Here is a 20,078-nt window from a genome sequence, read left to right as displayed (position 1 = left end):
TTGCCGAGTTGGCCGTTCCAGCTCTCCCCCCACGCCCAGAGGGTGCCGTCGGTCTTCAGCGCCAGACTGTGCACCTCACCAGCAGCAATCCGCGGCATATCGGCATTGCCGCCCGCCGCAACTGCCGCGACCAAGGGCGAGGCCAACAGCGCATCCAATCCAGCAGCATCCACCCGCAACGTCAGGCTAGGCGCGCCCGTCACGCGCGGCAACGCCTCGTAGGACCCGTCGGGCAACGCAAACAGCAGGTCCTGCGCCGTCCGCTCCAGGTCGTCTTGCCGGATGGCCGTGTGGGCGGCGTCCAAAGGCGCCACGGCGTCTCCCGGCTGGCGTAGATCCACCCCCACCCGCACCCAGCCGTCGCGCGCCACCTGATCGCGCAAGGCCGCGGCGGTCGGCACCGCACTCGGCTCGAACCCGGCGGCCGGGGCCGTCCCGGTCGCCGCCAGTGAATCGCGCGCCATGCCACGGCCGAGCGACAGGGTCAGGAGCAACATGAGACAGCAACCGATGGCTCCGGTGTAGCAGGTCCGCGACATAAAACGGCGCCAAACAAGGTGGACAGACATAGTGCTACCCCCGCGGTGCTTCCGGTACTCGATAGTGCTCTTGGTGGATCAAGTCGGTTCGCCGAAGCATGGGCCGGCGCACGCGACCATCCTGGCGTTCCCTAGTGAATGCCGTTTAATCCGCCGTTTACCACAATTAAAGGGGGATTGCAATCGTCGAACGCGGGGCAACAAGAAGCGCGCGAACACGAAAAAGCCGCGTAGCGATTTGGGGTACAGCAGATTTCCAGCGGCCGCGAGATCGGCAACCGGCGGCGGGCGATCACAGCGCCTTCAGCGCCACGGCGGTTGGCGGACACTGGACACTGGACAGGGACGGGCATAGAAATCGAGACAGCGCGGCGACTGGACGCGTCTAATCTGGACACCGCCCCTGCGATGAGGGGCGGCGGTCTGCGCCAGCCACACCCCGGCGCACGCATCCACCGTTGCGGCTGCTCCCTTCCGGGCCTGACCGGGTTCACGGTTTCGCGTCGCGAGGGGACCGACGCAGACCACCATCGAGATCGGGCGGCAGACCCCTGAGCGGGTCAGGGCGACAACCCGGAGCTCAGAGTAACAAAGCCGGCTGGACATGACAAACGACAACCGCAGGTCACGGCCCCAGGCCGTAACCCTGATCACGAATCAATGGACCGATCTCCTACCAACGCAGTACAGTGATGACCCGTGGTCGAAGAGCAAGCCCCGCCACCCATTTGCCCGAGTGCGCCAAGCGAAACATGATCACCGAACCGCCCGCGGCTGCGACCGCGGGAACCCCAAACGACCCCGCACCCCAGGGCGGCGCACGGGCCGCGCTGGGTCAACCGTTGGCTGACCCAGCGGCTGAGCCCCCCGCCGATCCGCTGACGGCCCGCCTCGGGACCACCCTGCTGCGGATGCGTCGGGGGATGGAACTGGACCATCAGAAGATCATCGGGGAACGCCGCTACCGCTTGTTGGGGATCGAGCGCTACCACCTGACCCACCTCGTGATGGAACTCAGCCTGCGCGCCAGCGGGCTCTACGCCCGCGGCCGACGCAACGCCAGGGCCGTGCAACTGGTGGAGCAGGAAGTCATCATCGCCACGCTGCCTCCGGCCTTCGAGGGACTGCGCCTGCTGCACTTGAGCGACTTGCACCTGGACCTGGACGCGGCGATCGTCGCCGCCATCATCGCGCGGGTGCGCCCGCTGGACTACGACCTGTGCGTACTCACCGGCGACTACCGCGCCTGGACCATCGGCCCCAGCGAACCGGCCCTCGCCGCACTGGCCGAGCTACGCGCCCACCTGTACGGCCCCGTCTATGCCACCCTGGGCAATCACGACTGCATCGACATGGTCCCGGGGATCGAGGCGCTGGGCATCCGCATGCTGATGAACGAGTCGCTGCCGCTGGAACGCCACGGCCAGCGGCTGTTTCTCGCCGGGATCGACGACCCCAACCGCTACCGCACCCACAACCTGGAGGCGGCCGCCGCCGCGATCCCGCCGGGCGCCCCGGCGATCCTCCTCGCCCACGCCGCAGAGCCCTTTCGCGCCGCCGCCAGCCTGGGGTTCGAGCTCATGCTGTGCGGACACACCCACGGCGGCCAGATCTGCCTGCCGGGCGGACTGGCCCTGATCGCCCATTCCAAGGCCCCCCGCTTCGTGCGCCGGGGCGCGTGGCGCTGGCGCCAGATGCAGGGCTACACGTCCGCCGGGGCCGGCAGCAGCATCGTTCCGGCCCGCTTCAACTGCCCGCCGGAGGTTACGATCCATACCCTGCGCCGGGGGGCGGCACAGCCGGGCGCATAGGGCTGCCGTGCAGACGATCGCATGCACGACACCGCGGGACGCACCGTTACAGTGAAAGGACCCAGGTCCGTAGCGCCGGCACGGCAATTCCCGTATCCGCGCTGAATAATCGCTCGGTGCCAACCAGTTGATCCCGATCCAGTTCCTTGCCGACCGCGAGTCCATCCGGCTCCCATAGCCGCCGGTGGACCGCGCGCGCGTCCTCACTCGGAACTCCATAATACTGGGCGAGCCGCTCAATCGTCGGCTCGGGTTGGGCCTTCATATCATCCACGGTCTGTAAGAAGGCACGGATGAACGCGATCACCGCCGCCCGCTGCCGGGCGTCGGTCAAGCTCGACTGGTTGACGTTGGCAACCACGCCCTGATAGGCGCCGATACTGCCGCGCAGATCACCCAGGCGCGCAATGCCGGGCTTGAGCGAATAGGGCGGATTGAGCAGGGTGGCATCGAGTTGCCCGGCGACGAGCTTCTCATAGCGGAGATTGGTCGCACCGGCACGCACCCACTGCAATCGCGCATAATCTTCCGCTGCCGGATAGCGCCCGTGCAGATAGTGGCGCAGCGCCCGCGCATAACCGCTGTCGGTGTCGATGCCGACGACGGCTTTGCCGCGCGCCAGATCCAGCTCGCCGCACAGATCCAGGATGCCACCGTGTACCGGCATGACGACGGCAATATCGCGATCGTGGTCCTGCAGGGCCAGTGACAGCGTATCGTCATACGACATGAACACGAGGTCGGCCTGCCGCGTCTTGAGATCCGCGTGGGCCTCGTCGGCGTTTTTCACATAGTTGACAGCAACATCAATCAGCCCGGCACGGCTGGCCGTATCGAGAATAAAGGCGGTGATGTCCCGAAAGGCGCAGATGCGCATGTCAGAGGATCGCGCGCACTACACCGCCGTCGACCCGCAGCGCCGCACCGTTGGTCGCGGAGGCGCCCGCACCGCACAGATAGACGATCATGTTCGCCACCTCCTCCACGGTCGCGAAGCGCCGCAGCAGCGAGGAGGGCCGCGCGGTGTCGAAGAACTCGCGCTCCATCGCCGCGAAGCTGATCCCCCGCTGCCCGGCAATTTGCTCGACGAAGGCCGCTACCCCCTCCGAGCGGGTCGGCCCGGGGAGCACGCTGTTGACCGTGATCCCGGTGCCCGCGGTGGTCTCCGCCAGCCCGCGTGCCACCGCCAACTGGGCAGTCTTAGTCATGCCGTAATGGATCATCTCGGCCGGGATCTGGACCGCCGACTCGCTGGAGACGAAGATGATGCGGCCCCAGTCGCGTGCGCGCATGCCCGCGAGATAGTGCCGCGACAGGCGCACCCCGCTCATGACGTTGGTCTGGAAAAAGCGCAGCCACTCCGCGTCGCTGATCTCATCGAACGGCTTCGGTTCGAAAATGCCGACATTGTTGACCAGCACATCGAGATCCGGCACGGCCTCGATCAGGGCCGCACAGCCTTCGGCACCCGCGAGATCCGCCGCGACCCCGGTAACCCGCGCGCCCGGCACCTGGGCACGGATCAGTGCCGCCGCCTCATCGGCCCGCACCTGGGTGCGACCGTTGACGACGACCTCGGCCCCCTCGCGCGCGAGCCCCAAGGCCGTCGCGAAACCGATGCCCAGCGTCGAGCCGGTGACCAGGGCCTTCTTGCCTTGCAGTTGAAGATCCATGGAGGTGTCCTGTCGTGTCTGTTGCTGAATGAGGACGGCCGGCCGGTTGGGCTCGGGCCTGGGGCGATGGCGGACCGCGATCCCCTGATGATGGGACAGCGCGGCGGGGGATCAAGCCTGATCGCGTACACTGGTGGCCATGCAAGCCCTGAAGGGGCGGCATACATCAGCCCAGGGCAACGCCCTGGGTTGCAGGGTTCCGGACAATCAGCCCTGAAAGGGCGTGACAGGCGCTATGCCGTCGGCATGCAACTCGACCCCTGGAAGACCAGGCGCGGCGCGGCCACATGCTTAGCCTTAGATCATCACTCCGGCCAGCGTGGTGCATCAACAACAGGAGGTTAAGGCTTTACCGTGAACGTCAGGCGGGGACCCGGTGGGAGAGGCTTCAGCCGCGACGCAACCTCGCAATTGCGGCCATGGGCGCTCACGGCGCAGAGCGCCTGCCACCTGCGTGACACCGCTCGACCGGTGTCACGATCGCAGACTGGGCAAGTATTCGCAGCGAGCCCGCTCCGCGCCGGATCTGTAGGCTGGGTAGAGCGCAGCGAAACCCAGCAAGCAACGCCTTAGCGGCGCGGAAAGGATGGGTTTCGCTGCGCTCTACCCATCCTACGGGAGCACTGTGCGGCTGGCGGCCCCGGACCGACCGCAGGCCATGAACCAGACGAGCGGCACGTAATAGAAGATCAGCCAATGGCCCGAAAAGCCGCGTAAGGTGTTTGCCTGCTGGGCGCGGTACTCATCCGCCGTCAGGGTGCGGAGCACCGGGCCGTGGGCCTGGAGCACGTAGCGGCCGTCGCGGATCGCCGGTCCGCCACCCTCGGTTGCGTGCAGGAACAGCAGGAAGTTCAGCATGACATAGCCGGCGAGGAACACGCCGAGCAGGAGCGCCCAGCCCGGGCACAGGGCACGGATGGCCGCCCGCGATGGCCGCACCCCCAGCACCCGGCGGGCCTGGAACAGGAAGGGGATGAACAGCAGCCAGACCGCCGGGAAGCGCGTGGCCAGGTCGATGCCGAGCAGGGCCGCGAGGTGGACCGCCAGCGAGGCAACGAGGCCCAGGAGGGCGAAGGCGGCGAAGAGGCGGTTCATGTCAGGCCAGGGCCTCGAGGAGGAGTTGGACCTCGGCGGCCATCTGCCAATGCAGGTCGGGTGCCTCGGCGAGTGCGGGGGCACGGCTGCCGGCAGCGATGGCGTCCAGTATCTGGATGAAGGCGCGGGCCTCGTCGGCCTGCCAGTTAGGGTCGGCGGCGGTCTGACGCAGCAGCGACCGGGCGGCGGTGGGGTTGCCGGCGTTCAGGTGCCCGGTCACGGCGAGCGCGTGCCGGCCTGCCCCGGTGTGGTTCTCGCCGCCGTCGCGGCGGTGGGCGACAAAGGCGGCGCGCGCCCGGTCTCTGGCCGCGGCGGCGGCGCCGGGGTTCGCGGCGGCGGACTCGATGTTGGCGAGGATGGACCAGGTCGTCCAAGGCGCGGCGACGTGGCCGAATGGCGCATTGCACTCGATCGCCCGCTGGATCTGGCGGCGCGCCTCGTCGAGGCGTCCGAGTCGGCGCAGGGTGTCCCCGAGATTGTTCCTGACGACACCCTCCTTCGCCCCATCACCGATCTCGACATAGAGGTCCGCGGCCTGCCGGTAGAAGGCCACCGACTCCTCGGGGCGGTTCAGGTCATCCTGATACAGATGGCCCAGTTGGGTGAGCGTACCCGCCTGTCCGGCTCGATTGCCGAGCCGCACCGCGATCCCCAGCGACTTCCGGTAGGCGTCCTCCGCTGCCCCCGGGTTCCCCGACTCCTGATAGGCGATGCCGGTCTGGTGCCAGACGACGGCGACGGTGCCCTGCTCGCCCAGGACAGTGAAGCGCGCGCGGGCCTGCGCATAGGCGTCCAGTGCCTCACGGTAGCGCCGCTGATGCAGGCGGACGGTACCGAGTTGGCCCTGGCCGATGGCGACATCGCGCTCGGCACCGCGCCGCTCGGCACGCGCCATGGCCGTTTCATAGGCGGCCGCCGACTCGTCGAGCCGGCCCAGGTCGCGCAGACAGTCGCCCTGCTCCGTGAGGCAGACGGACGACATCCCCTCCGCCGCCTGGCTGCCCCGATCCCGCGCGATGGCCTCGAAGCCCTGCCTGGTCTCGTCCAGCAGCGGCAGGGCCGGGCCGGCGCCACCGGCGGTCTTGAGGACCCGGGCCAGCAGGAAGCAGGCGACGCCCAAGTCATAATCGGCACCCGGATAGGCCGCCACACCCGCCGCCCGGGCGCGCTGGAGCAGGGCCTCTGCGCCCGTGATCGCCTCGCGCAGGCGCCCGCCGGCCAATTGCTGCTCGATGCGGGTGCGCTCGGCCTGGAACCGGGCATGGCCCCAGGCCGCGCCCGCGCCCTCCCCGAGCGTCCGGGCCGCGGCATCGCGCACCTGCCCGACGCGCGCGAGCAGGCGCGGCCGACCGGCATTCTGCAACAGGCCGTAGAGCCTGGTCGCCAGATCGATGGTCGCCTCGGCCTCACCCGCCGCCTGCACCCGATCCAGCAGCGCAAAGCGGTTCGGCAGCCCCAGCACCGTCAGGGTCGCGGCGACCTCGGTCTGTCGGCCCTGCTGCTGATACAGGAACCCGACATACTGCCCCATGGCCTGACCCCAGCGGGCGCTGAGGCTTCCAAGCTCTGCCGATGTCAGCCGCTCGCGCAGCCAGGGGCAGAGTGCGGGATTGAGCGTCAGGTGGTCGTAGGGGTCCGCGGTCGCGAGCCCGGTGCCGATCAGGTCCGCGGCCAGGGCGCCGCAGTCGGCCGCATCCCAGCCCATCATCTGTTGCAGCACGTCCAGGTCGACCGCCCCATGGAAGACCCCCAGCACCCGCACCCGCTCCTGGTTGACCGGCGCCAGCCGCTGCACCGAGAGCGCAACCCCGGCATAGACCGACTGCTCGCGGCTCCCGGGAAACTCGCGCTCCATCTGCGCCATCAGGTCGACCAGCGCGTCACGGGTCCGCGCCGGGCCGAGCGCCCGCAGGCTGGATGCGATCAAGGCCAGGGTGCGGGCGTGCCCGTGGACGGCCTCGACCAGGGCCTCGATCTCCTCCCGGGCGGCATCGGCGTCGGTGCCGGCCCCCTCCAGGGTCAGCACCCACTCGACGAACTGCACCGCGTCCTCCGGGGCCAGCCGAGTGAGTTCCCGCCGGTTATCCGGGCGGTCGAAGGGCGCGGGCAGGGCCTCGCGGCTGGTGAAGACGATACGGGTCTCGCCCGCCATGAGCAGGCGCGTGCAGAGGGCCAGGATCTCGGCGGCCGTCGCCGCCCCCTCCTCGACGATGGCCGCCGGGGTCCAGGCGGCCTGGTAGGGCGGGAGCAGGATGCTCTCCAGGTTGTCGATGATCAGCAGCGTCGGGCGCTCGGTGAGTGTACGCTCGATGGGCTGGCAGGCGTGGTCCTGGTCCGGGTAGGCGGCGGCACTGTACTGGGGGCCGACGAGTTGGCGGCCCAGGGCGTCGAGGACGGCGGCGGGGAGCCCGTGGGACTCGACCGAGCAGAAGGCGGCGCGCTCGACCTGGCCGGAGCGGACCAGCCAGCGCCCGAGCTCGCAGGCCAAGGCGGTCTTGCCCTCGCCGCCCTGGCCGCGGATCAGGGCCCAGCGCCGTTTGCGCAGCAGGCCGCGGCTGGCCGGACGCAGCAGCCGCTCCAGGGCCAGGAGTTCGCGGCTGCGCCCGACGAAGCCAGTGGGCGGCGGGTCCGGGATGGCGCCGAGCCGGGTCTGGAGCCGCCGCGTAAGATCCGCCCGGGTGTGCGGGGCCGGGGCCTGGTGGAAGAGCGCCGGGTCCTCGCGCTCCTGGTAGAGGACGGGGACGAACCAGTCCTTGAGCCGCAGTTCGCGGGCGCCAAAGATGCTGCCGCGGAAGCTGTCCTCGTGCAGCACCTGCTGGCCGGCCAACATGGCCTGGCCCACGCGCTGGCCAGAGGCCAGCGCTCCATAGAAGGCGGCGACGAAGCGCCGGGCGGTCTCGACCAGGACCGAGTGGCTCATGGCCACCACCGAGGCGACCCCGACCTTGAGCAGTTCCGAGGCGACCGACTCGGACGCCTGCTCGGCCTGGGCGCTCTGACAGGCCTCCAGGAAGACCAGCGGGATGCGGTGGTCGCGCAACAGCGGCCCGAGGGTGTCGGTGTAGACGGTCTGGTGCCGGCGGCCGTCGAGCCGGTCGGTGTCCCGCGGGTCCTCGAAGCAGAGCCCGCCGAGCCCGGCGCGGCGGTCGTAGACGCCATGACCGTCGAAGTGGACGACGTGGTAGGGGGTGCGCGCCCCGGCCGCGCGCGCCAGTTCCTCACGCAGCGCCCCCAGGGTCGGGGGGCTCAGGATGGCGAGTTCCACCAGCCCGCCCAGCCCCTCCATCGCCTCGACCAGGGCCAGGGCGCTCACCCGGTGGTCGATGTAGCCGCAGGCCCCGTCCTCCGGCCGGGGGCTGACCAGCAGGCAGCGGATCGGCGGGTCCAGCAGCGGCAGGTCCAGCACCCGGGTGTTGGGCAGGCGGCGGCGCACCCGCACCGGCTTGCGGCCCTGGAACAGGAAGCCCACGCCGTCGTGCAGCAGTTCCCAGGGCAGGCCGAGTAGGGCGGTGGCGGCCTCGCGGGCGGTTTGTGCCTGTTCCGGGGTGGTCCCGGCCTCCAGCGCGGCCTCCCAGTCGACCAGGACCGAGAAGCGCCGCGCGGCCGCATCATTGATGCGCGACCAGGATTGCAGGACGTTGACGGTGTGCTCCGCGGGCAGGGCGGCCTGGTGCAGGTCCTGGCCCCAGCGCGCCAGGTCCTGCTCGACGCGCCGGGCGCGCTCCGCGAACTGGGTGCCGGGCCAGATGGCTTATTACCACCACCAGCGCAGTTGCGAAAACCTCGCCTCAATGATCGGCCTTGATCATTATTGCGGCGCCCCGCAAACATTCGTCGCGGCCTGGGGGCCGCTCCTACCCGTGTAGGAGCGGCCCCCAGGCCGCGACGGATTGCCGCAAGGACAGGTCTAGCCTGACCGAAGACCAAGGCCAAATGATCTCTTGATCGAGCTGAGCAACCGCGCGGCCACAGACGCGGGAAATGCTGATAGCCCGGCAGTGCTCGACCAAGGCAAAGTAGATGCCGCCCCGAATCAGTGGCTCCACCAACCATCCTCCTCCAGCGGCAGTGGAGCGTCCATGGCGGCGTCCAGGTCCTCGGCCAGACGGCGCGCCGACGGATCGGCACCCATGGCCCGCAGGGACTCCGCCATCGCGCGCCACTCCAGGGCGCCGCGCGCCTGTGCGATCTCATGGACCACGGCCTGGCGAATCAACTCGGTCCGCGACAGGCCAAGCTCGCGGGCGATCTCAAGGCAGTCCTCTGCCAGTTCCTCGGGCAGTTCGATTGAAAGGGCGATCACCGGTTCCTCCGGGTGGGGCAGATACCAGATGCGAACATAGACCAGGAGCCGAGCGGGAACAAGCGGGGCAAGTATTCGCAGACAGCAAACCCCGCCGCGCCTGGGAGCGATTCTTGCCCCGTCTCTCGAGCGGTGTCGCGAGTGCAGGCCCCAAAGGCGCCTGGGAGCGCCGCACCCCAGTGCGGCCCGGCCCATCCGCACACGCAATAGTTCGGCCACCCGCGAGGTCTCGCCGCACTGGGGTGCGGCGCTCCCAGAGGCGACGCTCCCAGCTTGCCACGCCGCGGAAGATTCCGTACTCTTTTCCCTTCAATGCCGCGAATACGCGCCGCCGCGGGCATCGCGACACGCCGATAGGCCTGCGCCCTCCCCCCCCTCGCGGGACGGGCCGAGATGGGAGGCCAAACCTTGCTCCCGGCGCGGCGACCGGACTGGTCCGGCGCCGCTTCACGCCCATTGACCGCAACGCCGGTCTGACTCGAGGACGCGAAGCTGACACCGCATTGGCGCACCGCTCATACGGGCTGGTTCAGGTATCTGGCCCCGGGCATTCTGTTCTCGCTGTTTACCCTGGTTTCCAGGCTGATGCCCACTCGCCGACAAAACGTCGGCGCTCCGGCGGCTGCCCTACTTCTTCCCCGCCCGCCGCCGGTCCAGCCGCTCCACGAATTCACCGATCAGGCGCCGATACAGCTCATCCCCCAGCACCAGGTCCTCGACCCCGGCGTCGAGGCTGGGGTTGTCGTTGACCTCGATCACCACCGGGCCGTCCGCGGTCTCCTTCAGATCCACCCCATAAAGCCCGTCGCCGATCAGGTCGGCGGCCTTGAGTGCGGTGCGGATCACCGCGGGCGGGGCGTCCTCCACGGCCAGGGTCTCGGCGTCGCCATAGGCGTAGCGGCCGTCGGACTCGTGCTTGACGATCTGCCAGTGGTTGGGGCTCATCAGGTACTTGCAGCAATAGAATGGCTTGCGCCCCAGCACCCCCACCCGCCAGTCGAAGGCGGTGTAGAGATACTCCTGCGCCAGGATCAGGTCCGACTCCTTGAACAGCCGCCCGGCGATGCGGATGAGTTCCGCCCGGTCCGCCGCTTTGAAGACGCCGCGGGAGAATGAGCCCTCCGGGATCTTGAGCACGATCGGGTAGCCGATCTGCACCGCAGCATCCATCAGGTTCTCGCGGCGCAGGACCAGGGTCTTGGGCCGCGGGACCTTGTGGGCGGCCATGAGTTCATCCAGATAGACCTTGTTGGTGCAGCGCAGGATGGAGTCCGGGTCGTCGATCACCACCATGCCCTCGCTGTCAGCCTTCTTGGCGAAGCGGAAGGTGTGGTGACCGATGCGGGTGGTCTCGCGGATGAAGAGCGCGTCGTATTCGGCGAGCTTGCTGTAGTCCTTGCGCTGGATCAGCTCGACGTTGACCCCGAGCGCCTTGCCGGCGCGCACGAACAGCGCCAGGGCCTTCTTGTCGGAGGGCGGCATCTGCGCCTCCGGGTCGTGGAGCATGGCCAGATCATAGCGATAGGCGAGGCGCGCCCGCTGGCCACGCCAGCGCTGGGTCAGATAGCCCTCCAGCGCGACAAAGAAACTGCCCTCCCCCTCCGACGGCACCGCGGTAATCGGCAGCGCCTTGATGGCGCCGATGCGCCAGGTCCCCTGCAGCCGGAACTCGACCTTGAGCAGCGGACAGCGGAAGGTCTCGAAGACCTGCCGCGCCAGGGGCTGGAGGCTCGGCACGTCGCAGTGACCGAAGCAGATGGTCAGCTCATAGGCGGTGGGGGTGAGCGCGCTGGCCTTGCGGCGGCGCAGCAGCCGCTGGGCCAGGGCGTCCAGCTCCTCAGTCTCCAGGCTGTAGATCTCGCGACTGGAGAGCTCTTGGATGGTCCGCACCGAGGGGATGACCTTGTGACCGCGCGCCTCCGCCAGCAGCGAGCAGTAGTAGCCGACCGAGAGATAGCGGTAACTACGACACAGATTGATGACACGGAGATCCTTCCTGGTGGCGAGCTCCCCTCCCGCCAGATAGTCGCGGGCCGTGACCACGGGCAGGCGCGGGAAGCCGCTCTGCCAGTCAGACTCCTGTTCGACCAGCAGAACGTGCTCAGCCATTGGTCTGCGCCTCGGGGGATGGCGCCGCTGTCCCTGGCGTTGGCGCGGGGGCCGCGATGAAGATGACCGCCTGCAAACCAACCCGACCGTAACGGCTCATGCGGCTGAATTCCTGGCGTTGAATCGGCATGTCGATGGAGTCCAGAGTACACTCTCCGTTCTTGTAGTCCACGAAGGGGTCGTGGACGTAGACGAAATGCTGGTCGAAACCGGTGACCACCACCCAATGTGGGAACTTTTCCTGGTAGATGCGATAGGAGGAGATCAACACCATGGGCACTGCCCCGGCATCGAAACGCGCGGCCAGCTCATCCAAGTTCAGGGTCCGGTAATGGATCGGGATGTCCCGCTGCTGCATTTCGGCTCGCATGTCCTCATGAACCAGGCGCATCACCTCCTTCTTGTCCGGGCTGCGCACCGAATCCACCAAGGGCACCCCGGGGTCGTTGATGAAGACCTCCACCGTGAAACCGCGCCGCTGCGCGGCCAGGGCCAGACCGAAGGGTCCGCAACCGCCGTGACCGGAGGTCATGAAGACGGTGGTCGCCTCGCGCCAGATGCGCAGCTCAAGGGTCCGGTCCAGGGTGAGCGTCGGGCGCAGGGCGTGCATCGCCATCATCAGGCAGGAGGAGCCGCAGGTGAACTCCAGGGTCTGCTCGTAGAAGGGCACGCGGCTCAGCGCCGGTTTGAGGTCCGGAGCCAGGGTCTTCTCGTAGCGCAGGGCCTCCATGTGGTCCTCGTAGTAGTCACACAGCAGCCCGAAGCGTCGGTAACCCAGCCCTTCAAACAGCGACTGTGAGGCCAGATTGTCACGCCGGATCTCCAGCCGCATATAGGCACGATCCTGTTCCCAGACCGCCGCCTCCGCCGCCACCACCAGGGCCTGGCCGACCCCCTGACCGCGTGCCTCACGGGCGACCGCGATGGAATAGAGCCGCGCCACCGAGGTCCCGCGGCTCAAGAGCACCAGCGCATAACCGGCCAGCCCCCCGTCCGACCCCGCCACCACCAGTGTCAGTGCTTGGGCGCGGGTCAGCATGTAGCGGAGCTGGCGCCGCGTCAGGCGGTCGGTGTCAAAGCTGGCGTTCTCCAGCCGCACCAGCGCCCCCAGGTCGGTGACCGCGGCCGGACGCACGGTGAGCCCCGCACCCAGGCGCCGCGCCGGCAGCGCTCCGCCGTCCGGTGCAGTGGGGAACAGGGGAATGGGGGACCGACCCCCGAGAGGTGACGCTGCGTTCATGCTTGACACTGAGTAGCGGGCCTACTGTGAAAGTCGCGCCGGGAGCGCGCTCCAATTCTCCCTCCCCCTTTGGGGGAGGGCCGGGGTGAGGGAACGGCCATGGCCGTTAGCCCACCGAATCTACACCAACACCCGGTCCGCGGCAGCGCTTTTCGCCGTCTGCCGGCCCATCCGCCAACCCTTAAGTACGGAGTCCCCATGCCTAGACAAGCCCCCACCCTCATCCCGATGCTGCGGGGCCTGATCAGTACACTCTCCGTCAGCAGCCTCACCCCCGGCCTTGACCACAGCAACCGGCCGCTGATCGACCTGCTGGCGGGGTGGCTTGAGTCCGCCGGCTTTCGGGTCGAGGTCCTGCCCATCCCCGGCCACCCGCACAAGGCCAACCTGCTCGCGACCTTGGGCACCGGCCCCGGGGGACTCGTGCTGTCCGGCCATACCGACACGGTCCCCTTCAATGACGGACTCTGGTCCCATGACCCGCTCCGGCTGACCGAGCGCGACGGGCGCTACTACGGGCTCGGCACCTGCGACATGAAGTCTTTCCTGGCACTCGCCGTCGAGGCCGCGCGACACGTGAACCCGGCGGACCTCAAACACCCCTTGATGATCCTCGCCACCGCGGATGAGGAATCGGCCATGCACGGGGCGCGCGCCCTAGTGGATGCCGGGCGACCGCTGGGGCGCTACGCGATCATCGGTGAACCCACCGGCCTGCGGCCCGTGCGCACCCATAAAGGGGTGATGGGCGAGGCCGTGCGCCTCACCGGGCGCAGCGGTCACGCCAGCGACCCCAGCCTGGGCAACAACGCCCTCATTGGCATGCACGAGGCCCTGACGGCCATTTTCGCCTGGGGCGAGGAACTCAAACGCACCCATCAGCACCCGGCCTTTCACGTCCCCTACCCCACCATCAACCCGGGCCACATCCACGGCGGCGACAACCCCAACCGCATCTGCGGGGACTGCGAACTGCACCTGGACCTGCGCGTGCTCCCCGGCATGGACCCACAGGAGCTGCGCGCCGAGCTGGCCCGGCGGGTCGCCGCGGTCGCCGAGCGGCGCGGCCTCACCTGGAGCGTGGAGCCACTGTTCACCCCCATCCCCCCGGTGGAGACACCCGCGGGCGCGACGATCGTACGCGCCGCCGAGGCGCTCACCGGCCACGCCGCGCAGGCGGTGTGCTTCGGCACCGAGGCACCCTTCCTCGACCGGCTGGGCATGGAGACACTGATCCTCGGCCCCGGCCACATCGCCCAGGCCCACCAGCCGGACGAGTACCTGGAACTCGCGCACATCGCACCGACGCTAGAACTGCTGCAAGGTTTCATCCGCCGGTTTTGCATGGATGATATGATTCACTCGCACGAGCCAACAACAAGACCCTGAGGAGGCAGCCCCATGCGCTGGCGTGACGGCAGACGGAGCGAAAACGTGGAGGACCGCCGCGACGAGAGCGGCGATGCAGTAGAACCCTTCGGCGAGGGGACCACCCCCATGCGCGGAGGGCGCGTAGTCGGCATCGGGGGTGGTGTCGGCACGCTGGTACTGGTCGTCGTCCTGCTGCTGATGGGCGTGGACCCGTCTGTCCTGCTGAACCATAGCGGCCAAGTCGCCCCACCGGTCACGGTCCCCGCGGGCCGGCGACCGGACACCGGTGCGTCGCACCAGTTTCAGGCCCCGACCGCCGGCGCGGAGGATGAGATGAAGCAGTTCGTCTCGGTGGTCCTGGGCGACACCGAGGACACCTGGCACGCCGTGTTCAAGGAGAGCGGCAAGCGTTACACCGACCCCAAGCTGGTCCTGTTCACGGGCACCATCGGCTCGGCCTGCGGGCGCGGGGAGGCGGCCATGGGACCCTTCTATTGCCCGGGGGATCAGAAGGTCTATATCGACCTCGCGTTCTACGACGAATTGCGCAACGACTTCGGCGCCCCCGGGGACTTTGCCCAGGCCTATGTGATCGCACACGAGGTGGGACACCATGTCCAGAACCTGCTCGGCATCTCCGAGCAGGTGGACGCCCGGCGCCGCCGGGTGAGCCAGCGCGAGGGCAATCAGCTGTCCGTCCGACTCGAACTCCAGGCCGACTGCTACGCCGGCATCTGGGCCAACCGCGCCCATCAGGCACGCCGGATACTGGAGCAGGGGGACGTGGAAGAGGGGCTGAACGCCGCCTCCGCCATCGGCGATGACCGCCTGCAACGCCAGGCCCGCGGCACGGTGACCCCGGACAGCTTCACCCACGGCAGCTCCGCCCAGCGGGTGCGCTGGTTCAAGCGCGGGCTCGCACAAGGGCGGCTGAGCGCCTGCGACACCTTTTCCACCAAGGAGCTATAGTTCTACGCTACTGTTGCTACAGACCACTGTAAGGATCCCCCATGACATCAAGAACCCGCGCTCCGCTGCCCATACTCCTGGCCCTATTCCTGGGCGGCCCGGCCCTGGCCGGCAACAACAACTTCACGCTTGACCCAGACGGCGCCCGCATGCACGACCTCCCGGAACCGGACGCCAAGACGCCGACGCAGACCGCCGCGCCCCTGCCGCCCTGGCCGCGCGAGGCCGACCTGATCGCCTTCACCCCCGATGGTCCCCCCACGCCATTCCGCTTCTATATCGACGGCAAGAATTTGACGACCGACGCCCGCCGCGAGGAGGTCCACTATACCTTGATCCTGGAGTCGAAGACCGGCACCCGCAACGTCAGCTTCGAGGGCATCCGCTGCACCCTGCGCGGCGAGTACAAGACCTTCGCCTATGGCACCGACGGACGCTTCACCCGCGCCCCAGGCGAGGAGTGGCAGCCGATCACCGCCGTGGGCAACGAAGCCTACCGCGAGGACCTGTGGCGCAACCGCTTCTGCGTCTCCCGGGAGACCCGTGGTCGGCCCATCCCGGACATCGTGCGGGCACTCAAGGGACGGGTGTCCGCCGTCGACGGCACCGGATTTCAGGCGCAGTAACCAGGCGCAAGGAGCGGACTAGCGGCAATACTCTGTCATTTAGACTAATTTTTCCGAGCACCTCAACACATCCAAACCCTCGGACCTAACGCTCGGAAAAATGGCGCTCGGAAAAATGATGAAACTGGACAACTACGACCGCCGCATCCTCGCCGAACTGCAGGGCGACGGCCGCCTGAGCAACCAGGATCTCGCAGACCGCATCGGGCTGTCCCCTTCACCCTGCCTGCGCCGGGTGCGCGCGCTGGAGGAGGCCGGGTTCATCACCGGCTATCGCGCACTGGTCGACGCCAAGCGGCTCGGCCTCAACCTGATGGCCATCCTCAGCATCTCCATGGACCGGCACACCCCGGAGCGCTTCGCCGGTTTCGACGCGGCCGTCGCGGCCATGCCGGAGGTGCTGGAGTGCCTGCTGCTCACCGGGCGCGACGCCGACTATCAGCTCAAGGTGGTGGTCCGGGACATGGAGCATTATCAGGAACTGCTGCTGGAGCGGATCACCCGCATCGAAGGGGTGAGCGGTGTGCACTCCAGCTTCGTTCTGCGCCAGGTGGTAGAGCGGACCAGCCTGCCGGTGGGGCTGAAGGCGCCTTGAACATCCTTGAGGACCGCCACGACTACGCCGACTACCCCAAGCGTGCTGGCGCTAGTGCCATCGCCGCCGCCCCCGCGGCGGCGGTGTGGGCAGTGGTCGCCGCCATCGGTGGGGACAACCGCTATTACTCTCTCAACACACTCTGGAACATCCGCGAGACCCTGGACTGGCTGATCGGCGGCCGTGGCCTGGCACGGGGTCGGCGCCACCCAACCGAGATCCGCGTCGGCGACCGAATCGACTCCTGGAAGGTGATCGGGCTGGAGCCGGAGCGACGCCTGGCGATGGTCTTCGGCCTGCGCGCCCCCGGGACCGGGGTACTGGAGTTCCTGCTCGAGCCGCTGCCGGGGAACCGCACCCGGCTGACCGCCACGGCGTACTGGCACCCGGACGGGGTCCCGGGGCTGCTGTATTGGCTGGCCATGGAGCCCTTTCACCAGGTCATCTTCGCGGGCCTGACCCGGGAGGTGTGCCGCCGGGCGGACCGCGTGCCCGGGAGCGCCGCATCCCAGTGCGGCGAGATCGCGCAAGCAGACCCGGCGTCGCGTCCTGTGCAGAGCCCTGGCCGCACTGGGGTGGGGCGCTCCCAGTGAGTCAGCGCCTCCGCGGCTGGGACCCGTGGCCCAAGGGTCCCAGCCAAAGGTTACAATCCCGCGTGAATCCACCGCGTCGAGACCAGGATGGACCCCATGCCGAACGCCTCCCCAGCCGGCGTCCAGCCCGAGCGCCCGTTTGAGCTGTTCGTCAGCTATTCGCACGCCAACGAGGCGGTCAAAGATCGGCTGCTGATCCACCTGGCGCCGCTCAAGCGCACGGGGCTGGTGCGAACCTGGACGGACCGGGAGATCCCCGTCGGCAGCCTCTGGCGCGAAGAGATCGACTCCGCCTTGGAGCGGGCGGACGCCGCCATCTTTCTGCTCTGTGAGAACTTCCTGGCCTCGGCTTTCTGCATGGATGTGGAGCTGCCGCGGTTCTTGCAGCGACATGCGGACGAAGGGGTGCTGATCCTGTTCATCCTGACCGACCACTGCGGTTGGCGCGAGCTGGACTTCATCGCCCGCTTCCAGATGCTCCCGCGGGACGCCAAGCCCATCCGGGCCTTCCGACCGCTGAGCCTCGCCTATACCCAGGTCGCCCAACAAATCTGTGAGACCCTGCGCGCACACGGCAAGACCCGCGGCCTACCGTCCCGCACGCATCAGGACCAACCGAGCCCAGCCCAAGCCCAGACGGCGGAAGGGCTCCAACGCCTGCTCGCGCGCCTGCCCGGCCGCACCAACAGGCTCTACGGCCGCGAGCTGGAGCTCAAGCGGCTCGCCGCCTGGACCGGCGACCCCGCCGGCCGGCGCGGCGTCCTGATCTGGGTCGGACCCGGCGGCCAGGGCAAATCCGCGCTCACCCGCTGGTGGCTGGCCGGACAGGCCTGGCCCAGCGGGACCCGCTTCGTCGGGCACTCCTTCTATTCGCAGGGTAGCCACAACCAGGCCACCAGCGCACGGGCCTTCCTGCTCGCCGCCTGGGCCGAACTGACCGGGCCAGACGCCACCGAACCAGGCGCCCCGCCACTGTCCGATTACGACCTGGGCCAACGGCTCGCCCGCGCCGCCGCCCATGCACCGGACGGCGCGCCCCGGGTCCTGCTGCTCGACGGGCTGGAGCCCTTGCAGCAGCCCTCCAAGGACCCGCGACTCAACGGCAGCGTCAAAGACCAGGGCCTACTCGGGCTACTGGAGACCCTGGCCCGGGAGCCCGGCAACGCACTATGCATCGGCAGCAGCCGGCTGCCCATTCCGGATTCGGATACGGGCATCTTCGACGCACCCTGCTTCGACCAGTTTCCGCTCCACACATTACCCGTCCTGGGCGCCCGCTGCCTGCTGCGCGACCGGGGGCTCACGGGCAGCGACGTCGAATTGGATAAGCTGGCCGAGCGCTGCGGTCTGCACCCGCAGGCCCTGACCCTGGCCGCCGAGTTTGCCCATACCTTTCTGGACACCGGCGCCGGCCGTCAAGCGGCGACGATCATGGGCTGGTTCGACGCCGAGCTGGCCCGCGGCCAGCAGACCCTGGACCGCGAGTTAGTGAATTGCCTGGGGCTCTTCGACCGCCCCGCCCCCTGGGGCGCGCTGCTGGCGCTCAAGTCCGCCGAACCGCCCATCCCCGGGCTGACGCAGGCTCTACACGATGCGGACGACCGGGTCATCGCCGAGTCGCTGGCGCGGCTGCGCCAATGGGGTCTGGTGGACTGCGACCCGGCCGACCCCGCACCGGATCTGGACGCCCACCCGCTGGTGCGCGAGCGCTTCGGCACCCGGTTGGAGACCGAGCGGCCGGACGCCTGGCGGGCGGCGCACCGCTGCCTGTTCGACTGGTTCCGGTCGGTGCCGGGGGAGGAGCGGCCGGACGGGATAGAAGGAGTGGAGCCGCTCTATCGGGCGGTAGGGCATGGGTGTCGGGCGGGATTGTACGCCGCTGCGTGGCTGGTCTATCGGGATCGTATCCAGCGCGGCGAGCAGGGCTATACCACGTTCCAACTTGGTGCCATCTCGGCGGACCTGTCCGCACTCGCAGGGTTCTTCCCGGCCGGCTGGCCCGCGCCGCCGGTGACCGGTGACCTGTCCGAGCCCAACCGCTCCTGGCTGATCGCCAGCGTGGCCTATTGTTTGATGTCCCTGGGCCGACTCGGAGAGGCGCTGGGGCCGCGGCAGATGGTCCGGGAGCGCCGGGGCGAGTCCGCCGACTGGAACAATTTTTGCCGCTCTTCGGAGAACCTGATCGACCTCCAGACTATGCTCGGTTACTGGCCGGAGGCCGAGCAGACCGCGCGGGAATCGGTCGAGGCGTCAGGGGCGGTAATGGATCGGTCCAATGCCCAGGAACGTAAACTGATGGCGTTTGCCTATCTTGGCCGGGCACTGCACGGGCAGGGTCGGCTCGCAGAGTCGGCGGCTGCCTTTGCCGAGGCCGAGGCGCTTCAGGCCACGCGGGCTCCCAGCCTTCCAACCCTGAACAGCTTGCGCGGCTTCGATTACGACCAACTGCTGCTGGAGATAGCTAAAGACTCGGGCGATCGGTGGGCTGTCCTCGGCCGGGCTCGGGCCTCGCTAGCGTACCAAGAGCAACTACGGCACCTACTTTCCCAGGCGCTCGATCACTGTATCATCGGCCAATCGTTCGGCGCATTGGGCGAACCCGGGACCCAGGCTGACGCTATGCTGGACCGGGCAGTCGCGACCATGCGCCGGGCCAGCAATATCCGCCATTTGCCCATTCTGCACCTCGCCCGCGCCCACCATCACCGCGACCAACGCCGCCCGGCGCAAGCCCAGACTGACCTCAATGCCGCGCTGGCCATCGCCCGCCGCGGCAACATGCTGACCTATCTGGCCGACGGCGCACTGCTCGAAGGCCATCTGCACCTGGACCGGCTCGCCCGGCCGACACCCGAAACCGCCGCGCCCGCCGCCGACCCCATCCCGGAGGCCGCCCGCGCCTGGGCGCAGGCCAACGAGATCATCCGTCGCACCGGCTATGGCCGCCGCGAGACCGAGCTGCACCTGCTGGAGGCGCGCCTGCGCAGCCACCAGGGCCGCCCGGACCAGGCGAGCGAGGCCCTGGACCGCGCCCAGTTGCGCATCCGCGCCATCGGCCAGTGGGGCCTCTGGCCGCGCCTGAGCCAGGTCGCCGCGGAACTTGGCGCGCAGGTCCCCGAGCAGCCCCCGGAATGACCGCGCGGCCGGCTGCCTC

Annotated in this window: 15 protein-coding genes and 1 other RNA gene; 7 read left to right on the top strand and 9 right to left on the bottom strand. The window is 68.8% G+C overall.

The annotated features are described in order from the left end of the window. Nucleotides 1–497, bottom strand: a 497-nt coding sequence (locus tag QZY44_RS13000; RefSeq protein ID WP_295446853.1) for an RCC1 domain-containing protein, incomplete at its 3' end; no start/stop codon positions are given. Between the two features lie 465 nt (nt 498–962). Further along, an RNA gene (gene ffs, locus QZY44_RS12995) (signal recognition particle sRNA small type) lies at nt 963–1,059 on the bottom strand. Nucleotides 1,060–1,291: 232 nt separating this feature from the next. On the opposite strand from ffs, the gene QZY44_RS12990 reads away from it, so the two are divergent. Beyond that, nucleotides 1,292–2,350, top strand: coding sequence for a metallophosphoesterase (locus QZY44_RS12990; RefSeq protein ID WP_295446851.1), 1,059 nt, complete (start codon nt 1,292–1,294; stop codon nt 2,348–2,350). Nucleotides 2,351–2,396: 46 nt separating this feature from the next. Here the strand turns inward: QZY44_RS12990 and QZY44_RS12985 are convergent, their stop codons facing one another. From QZY44_RS12985 to QZY44_RS12955, 7 genes are all read right to left on the bottom strand, one after another. Continuing rightward, entirely contained in the window at nt 2,397–3,227 is an 831-nt protein-coding gene (locus QZY44_RS12985; protein ID WP_295446849.1) for a hypothetical protein, read from the bottom strand. Between the two features lies 1 nt (nt 3,228). Further along, nucleotides 3,229–4,023, bottom strand: coding sequence for an SDR family NAD(P)-dependent oxidoreductase (locus tag QZY44_RS12980; RefSeq protein ID WP_295446847.1), 795 nt, complete (start codon nt 4,021–4,023; stop codon nt 3,229–3,231). Between the two features lie 612 nt (nt 4,024–4,635). Next, nucleotides 4,636–5,118: a hypothetical protein gene (locus QZY44_RS12975; RefSeq protein WP_295446846.1), complete on the bottom strand. Its 483-nt coding sequence runs from the start codon at nt 5,116–5,118 to the stop codon at nt 4,636–4,638. A 1-nt stretch (nt 5,119) separates the two neighbouring features. Then, nucleotides 5,120–8,614: a tetratricopeptide repeat protein gene (locus QZY44_RS12970; RefSeq protein ID WP_365304240.1), complete on the bottom strand. Its 3,495-nt coding sequence runs from the start codon at nt 8,612–8,614 to the stop codon at nt 5,120–5,122. Nucleotides 8,615–9,151: 537 nt separating this feature from the next. Then, nucleotides 9,152–9,421: a ribbon-helix-helix protein, CopG family gene (locus tag QZY44_RS12965; protein ID WP_295446843.1), complete on the bottom strand. Its 270-nt coding sequence runs from the start codon at nt 9,419–9,421 to the stop codon at nt 9,152–9,154. 627 nt (nt 9,422–10,048) lie between these two features. Beyond that, nucleotides 10,049–11,530, bottom strand: a complete 1,482-nt coding sequence (locus tag QZY44_RS12960; RefSeq protein ID WP_295446841.1) for a RimK family protein — start codon at nt 11,528–11,530, stop codon at nt 10,049–10,051. Continuing rightward, complete coding sequence (locus QZY44_RS12955; RefSeq protein ID WP_295446839.1) at nt 11,523–12,770, bottom strand: peptidase C39 family protein; 1,248 nt, start codon at nt 12,768–12,770, stop codon at nt 11,523–11,525. Before QZY44_RS12955 ends, QZY44_RS12960 begins: the two co-directional genes overlap by 8 nt. 198 nt (nt 12,771–12,968) lie before the next feature. Here QZY44_RS12955 and argE point away from each other — a divergent pair, with 198 nt between their 5' ends. The 6 genes from argE (at nt 12,969) to QZY44_RS12925 (ending at nt 20,059) form a co-directional block, all read left to right on the top strand. Beyond that, nucleotides 12,969–14,159 (top strand): acetylornithine deacetylase, encoded by a 1,191-nt coding sequence (gene argE / locus QZY44_RS12950; RefSeq protein WP_295446837.1) that lies wholly within the window; start codon nt 12,969–12,971, stop codon nt 14,157–14,159. A 12-nt stretch (nt 14,160–14,171) separates the two neighbouring features. After that, entirely contained in the window at nt 14,172–15,110 is a 939-nt protein-coding gene (locus QZY44_RS12945) for a neutral zinc metallopeptidase (protein ID WP_295446835.1), read from the top strand. 41 nt (nt 15,111–15,151) lie between these two features. After that, nucleotides 15,152–15,736 carry a CNP1-like family protein gene (locus QZY44_RS12940; protein WP_295446833.1) on the top strand — a complete coding sequence of 195 codons (585 nt, stop codon included), beginning with the start codon at nt 15,152–15,154 and terminating at the stop codon, nt 15,734–15,736. 118 nt (nt 15,737–15,854) lie between these two features. Next, entirely contained in the window at nt 15,855–16,331 is a 477-nt protein-coding gene (locus QZY44_RS12935; RefSeq protein WP_295446831.1) for an Lrp/AsnC family transcriptional regulator, read from the top strand. After that, complete coding sequence (locus QZY44_RS12930) at nt 16,328–16,924, top strand: DUF2867 domain-containing protein (RefSeq protein WP_295446829.1); 597 nt, start codon at nt 16,328–16,330, stop codon at nt 16,922–16,924. The genes QZY44_RS12935 and QZY44_RS12930 overlap by 4 nt, the downstream gene beginning before the upstream one ends. Before the next feature lie 96 nt (nt 16,925–17,020). After that, nucleotides 17,021–20,059 carry a TIR and AAA domain-containing protein gene (locus QZY44_RS12925; RefSeq protein WP_295446826.1) on the top strand — a complete coding sequence of 1,013 codons (3,039 nt, stop codon included), beginning with the start codon at nt 17,021–17,023 and terminating at the stop codon, nt 20,057–20,059. Nucleotides 20,060–20,078 lie beyond the last annotated feature (19 nt).

Source organism: uncultured Thiodictyon sp. (genome assembly GCA_903837595.1).
Taxonomy (GTDB): Bacteria; Pseudomonadota; Gammaproteobacteria; order Chromatiales; family Chromatiaceae; genus Thiodictyon.
This window is presented reverse-complemented; position numbering and strand designations above follow the sequence as displayed.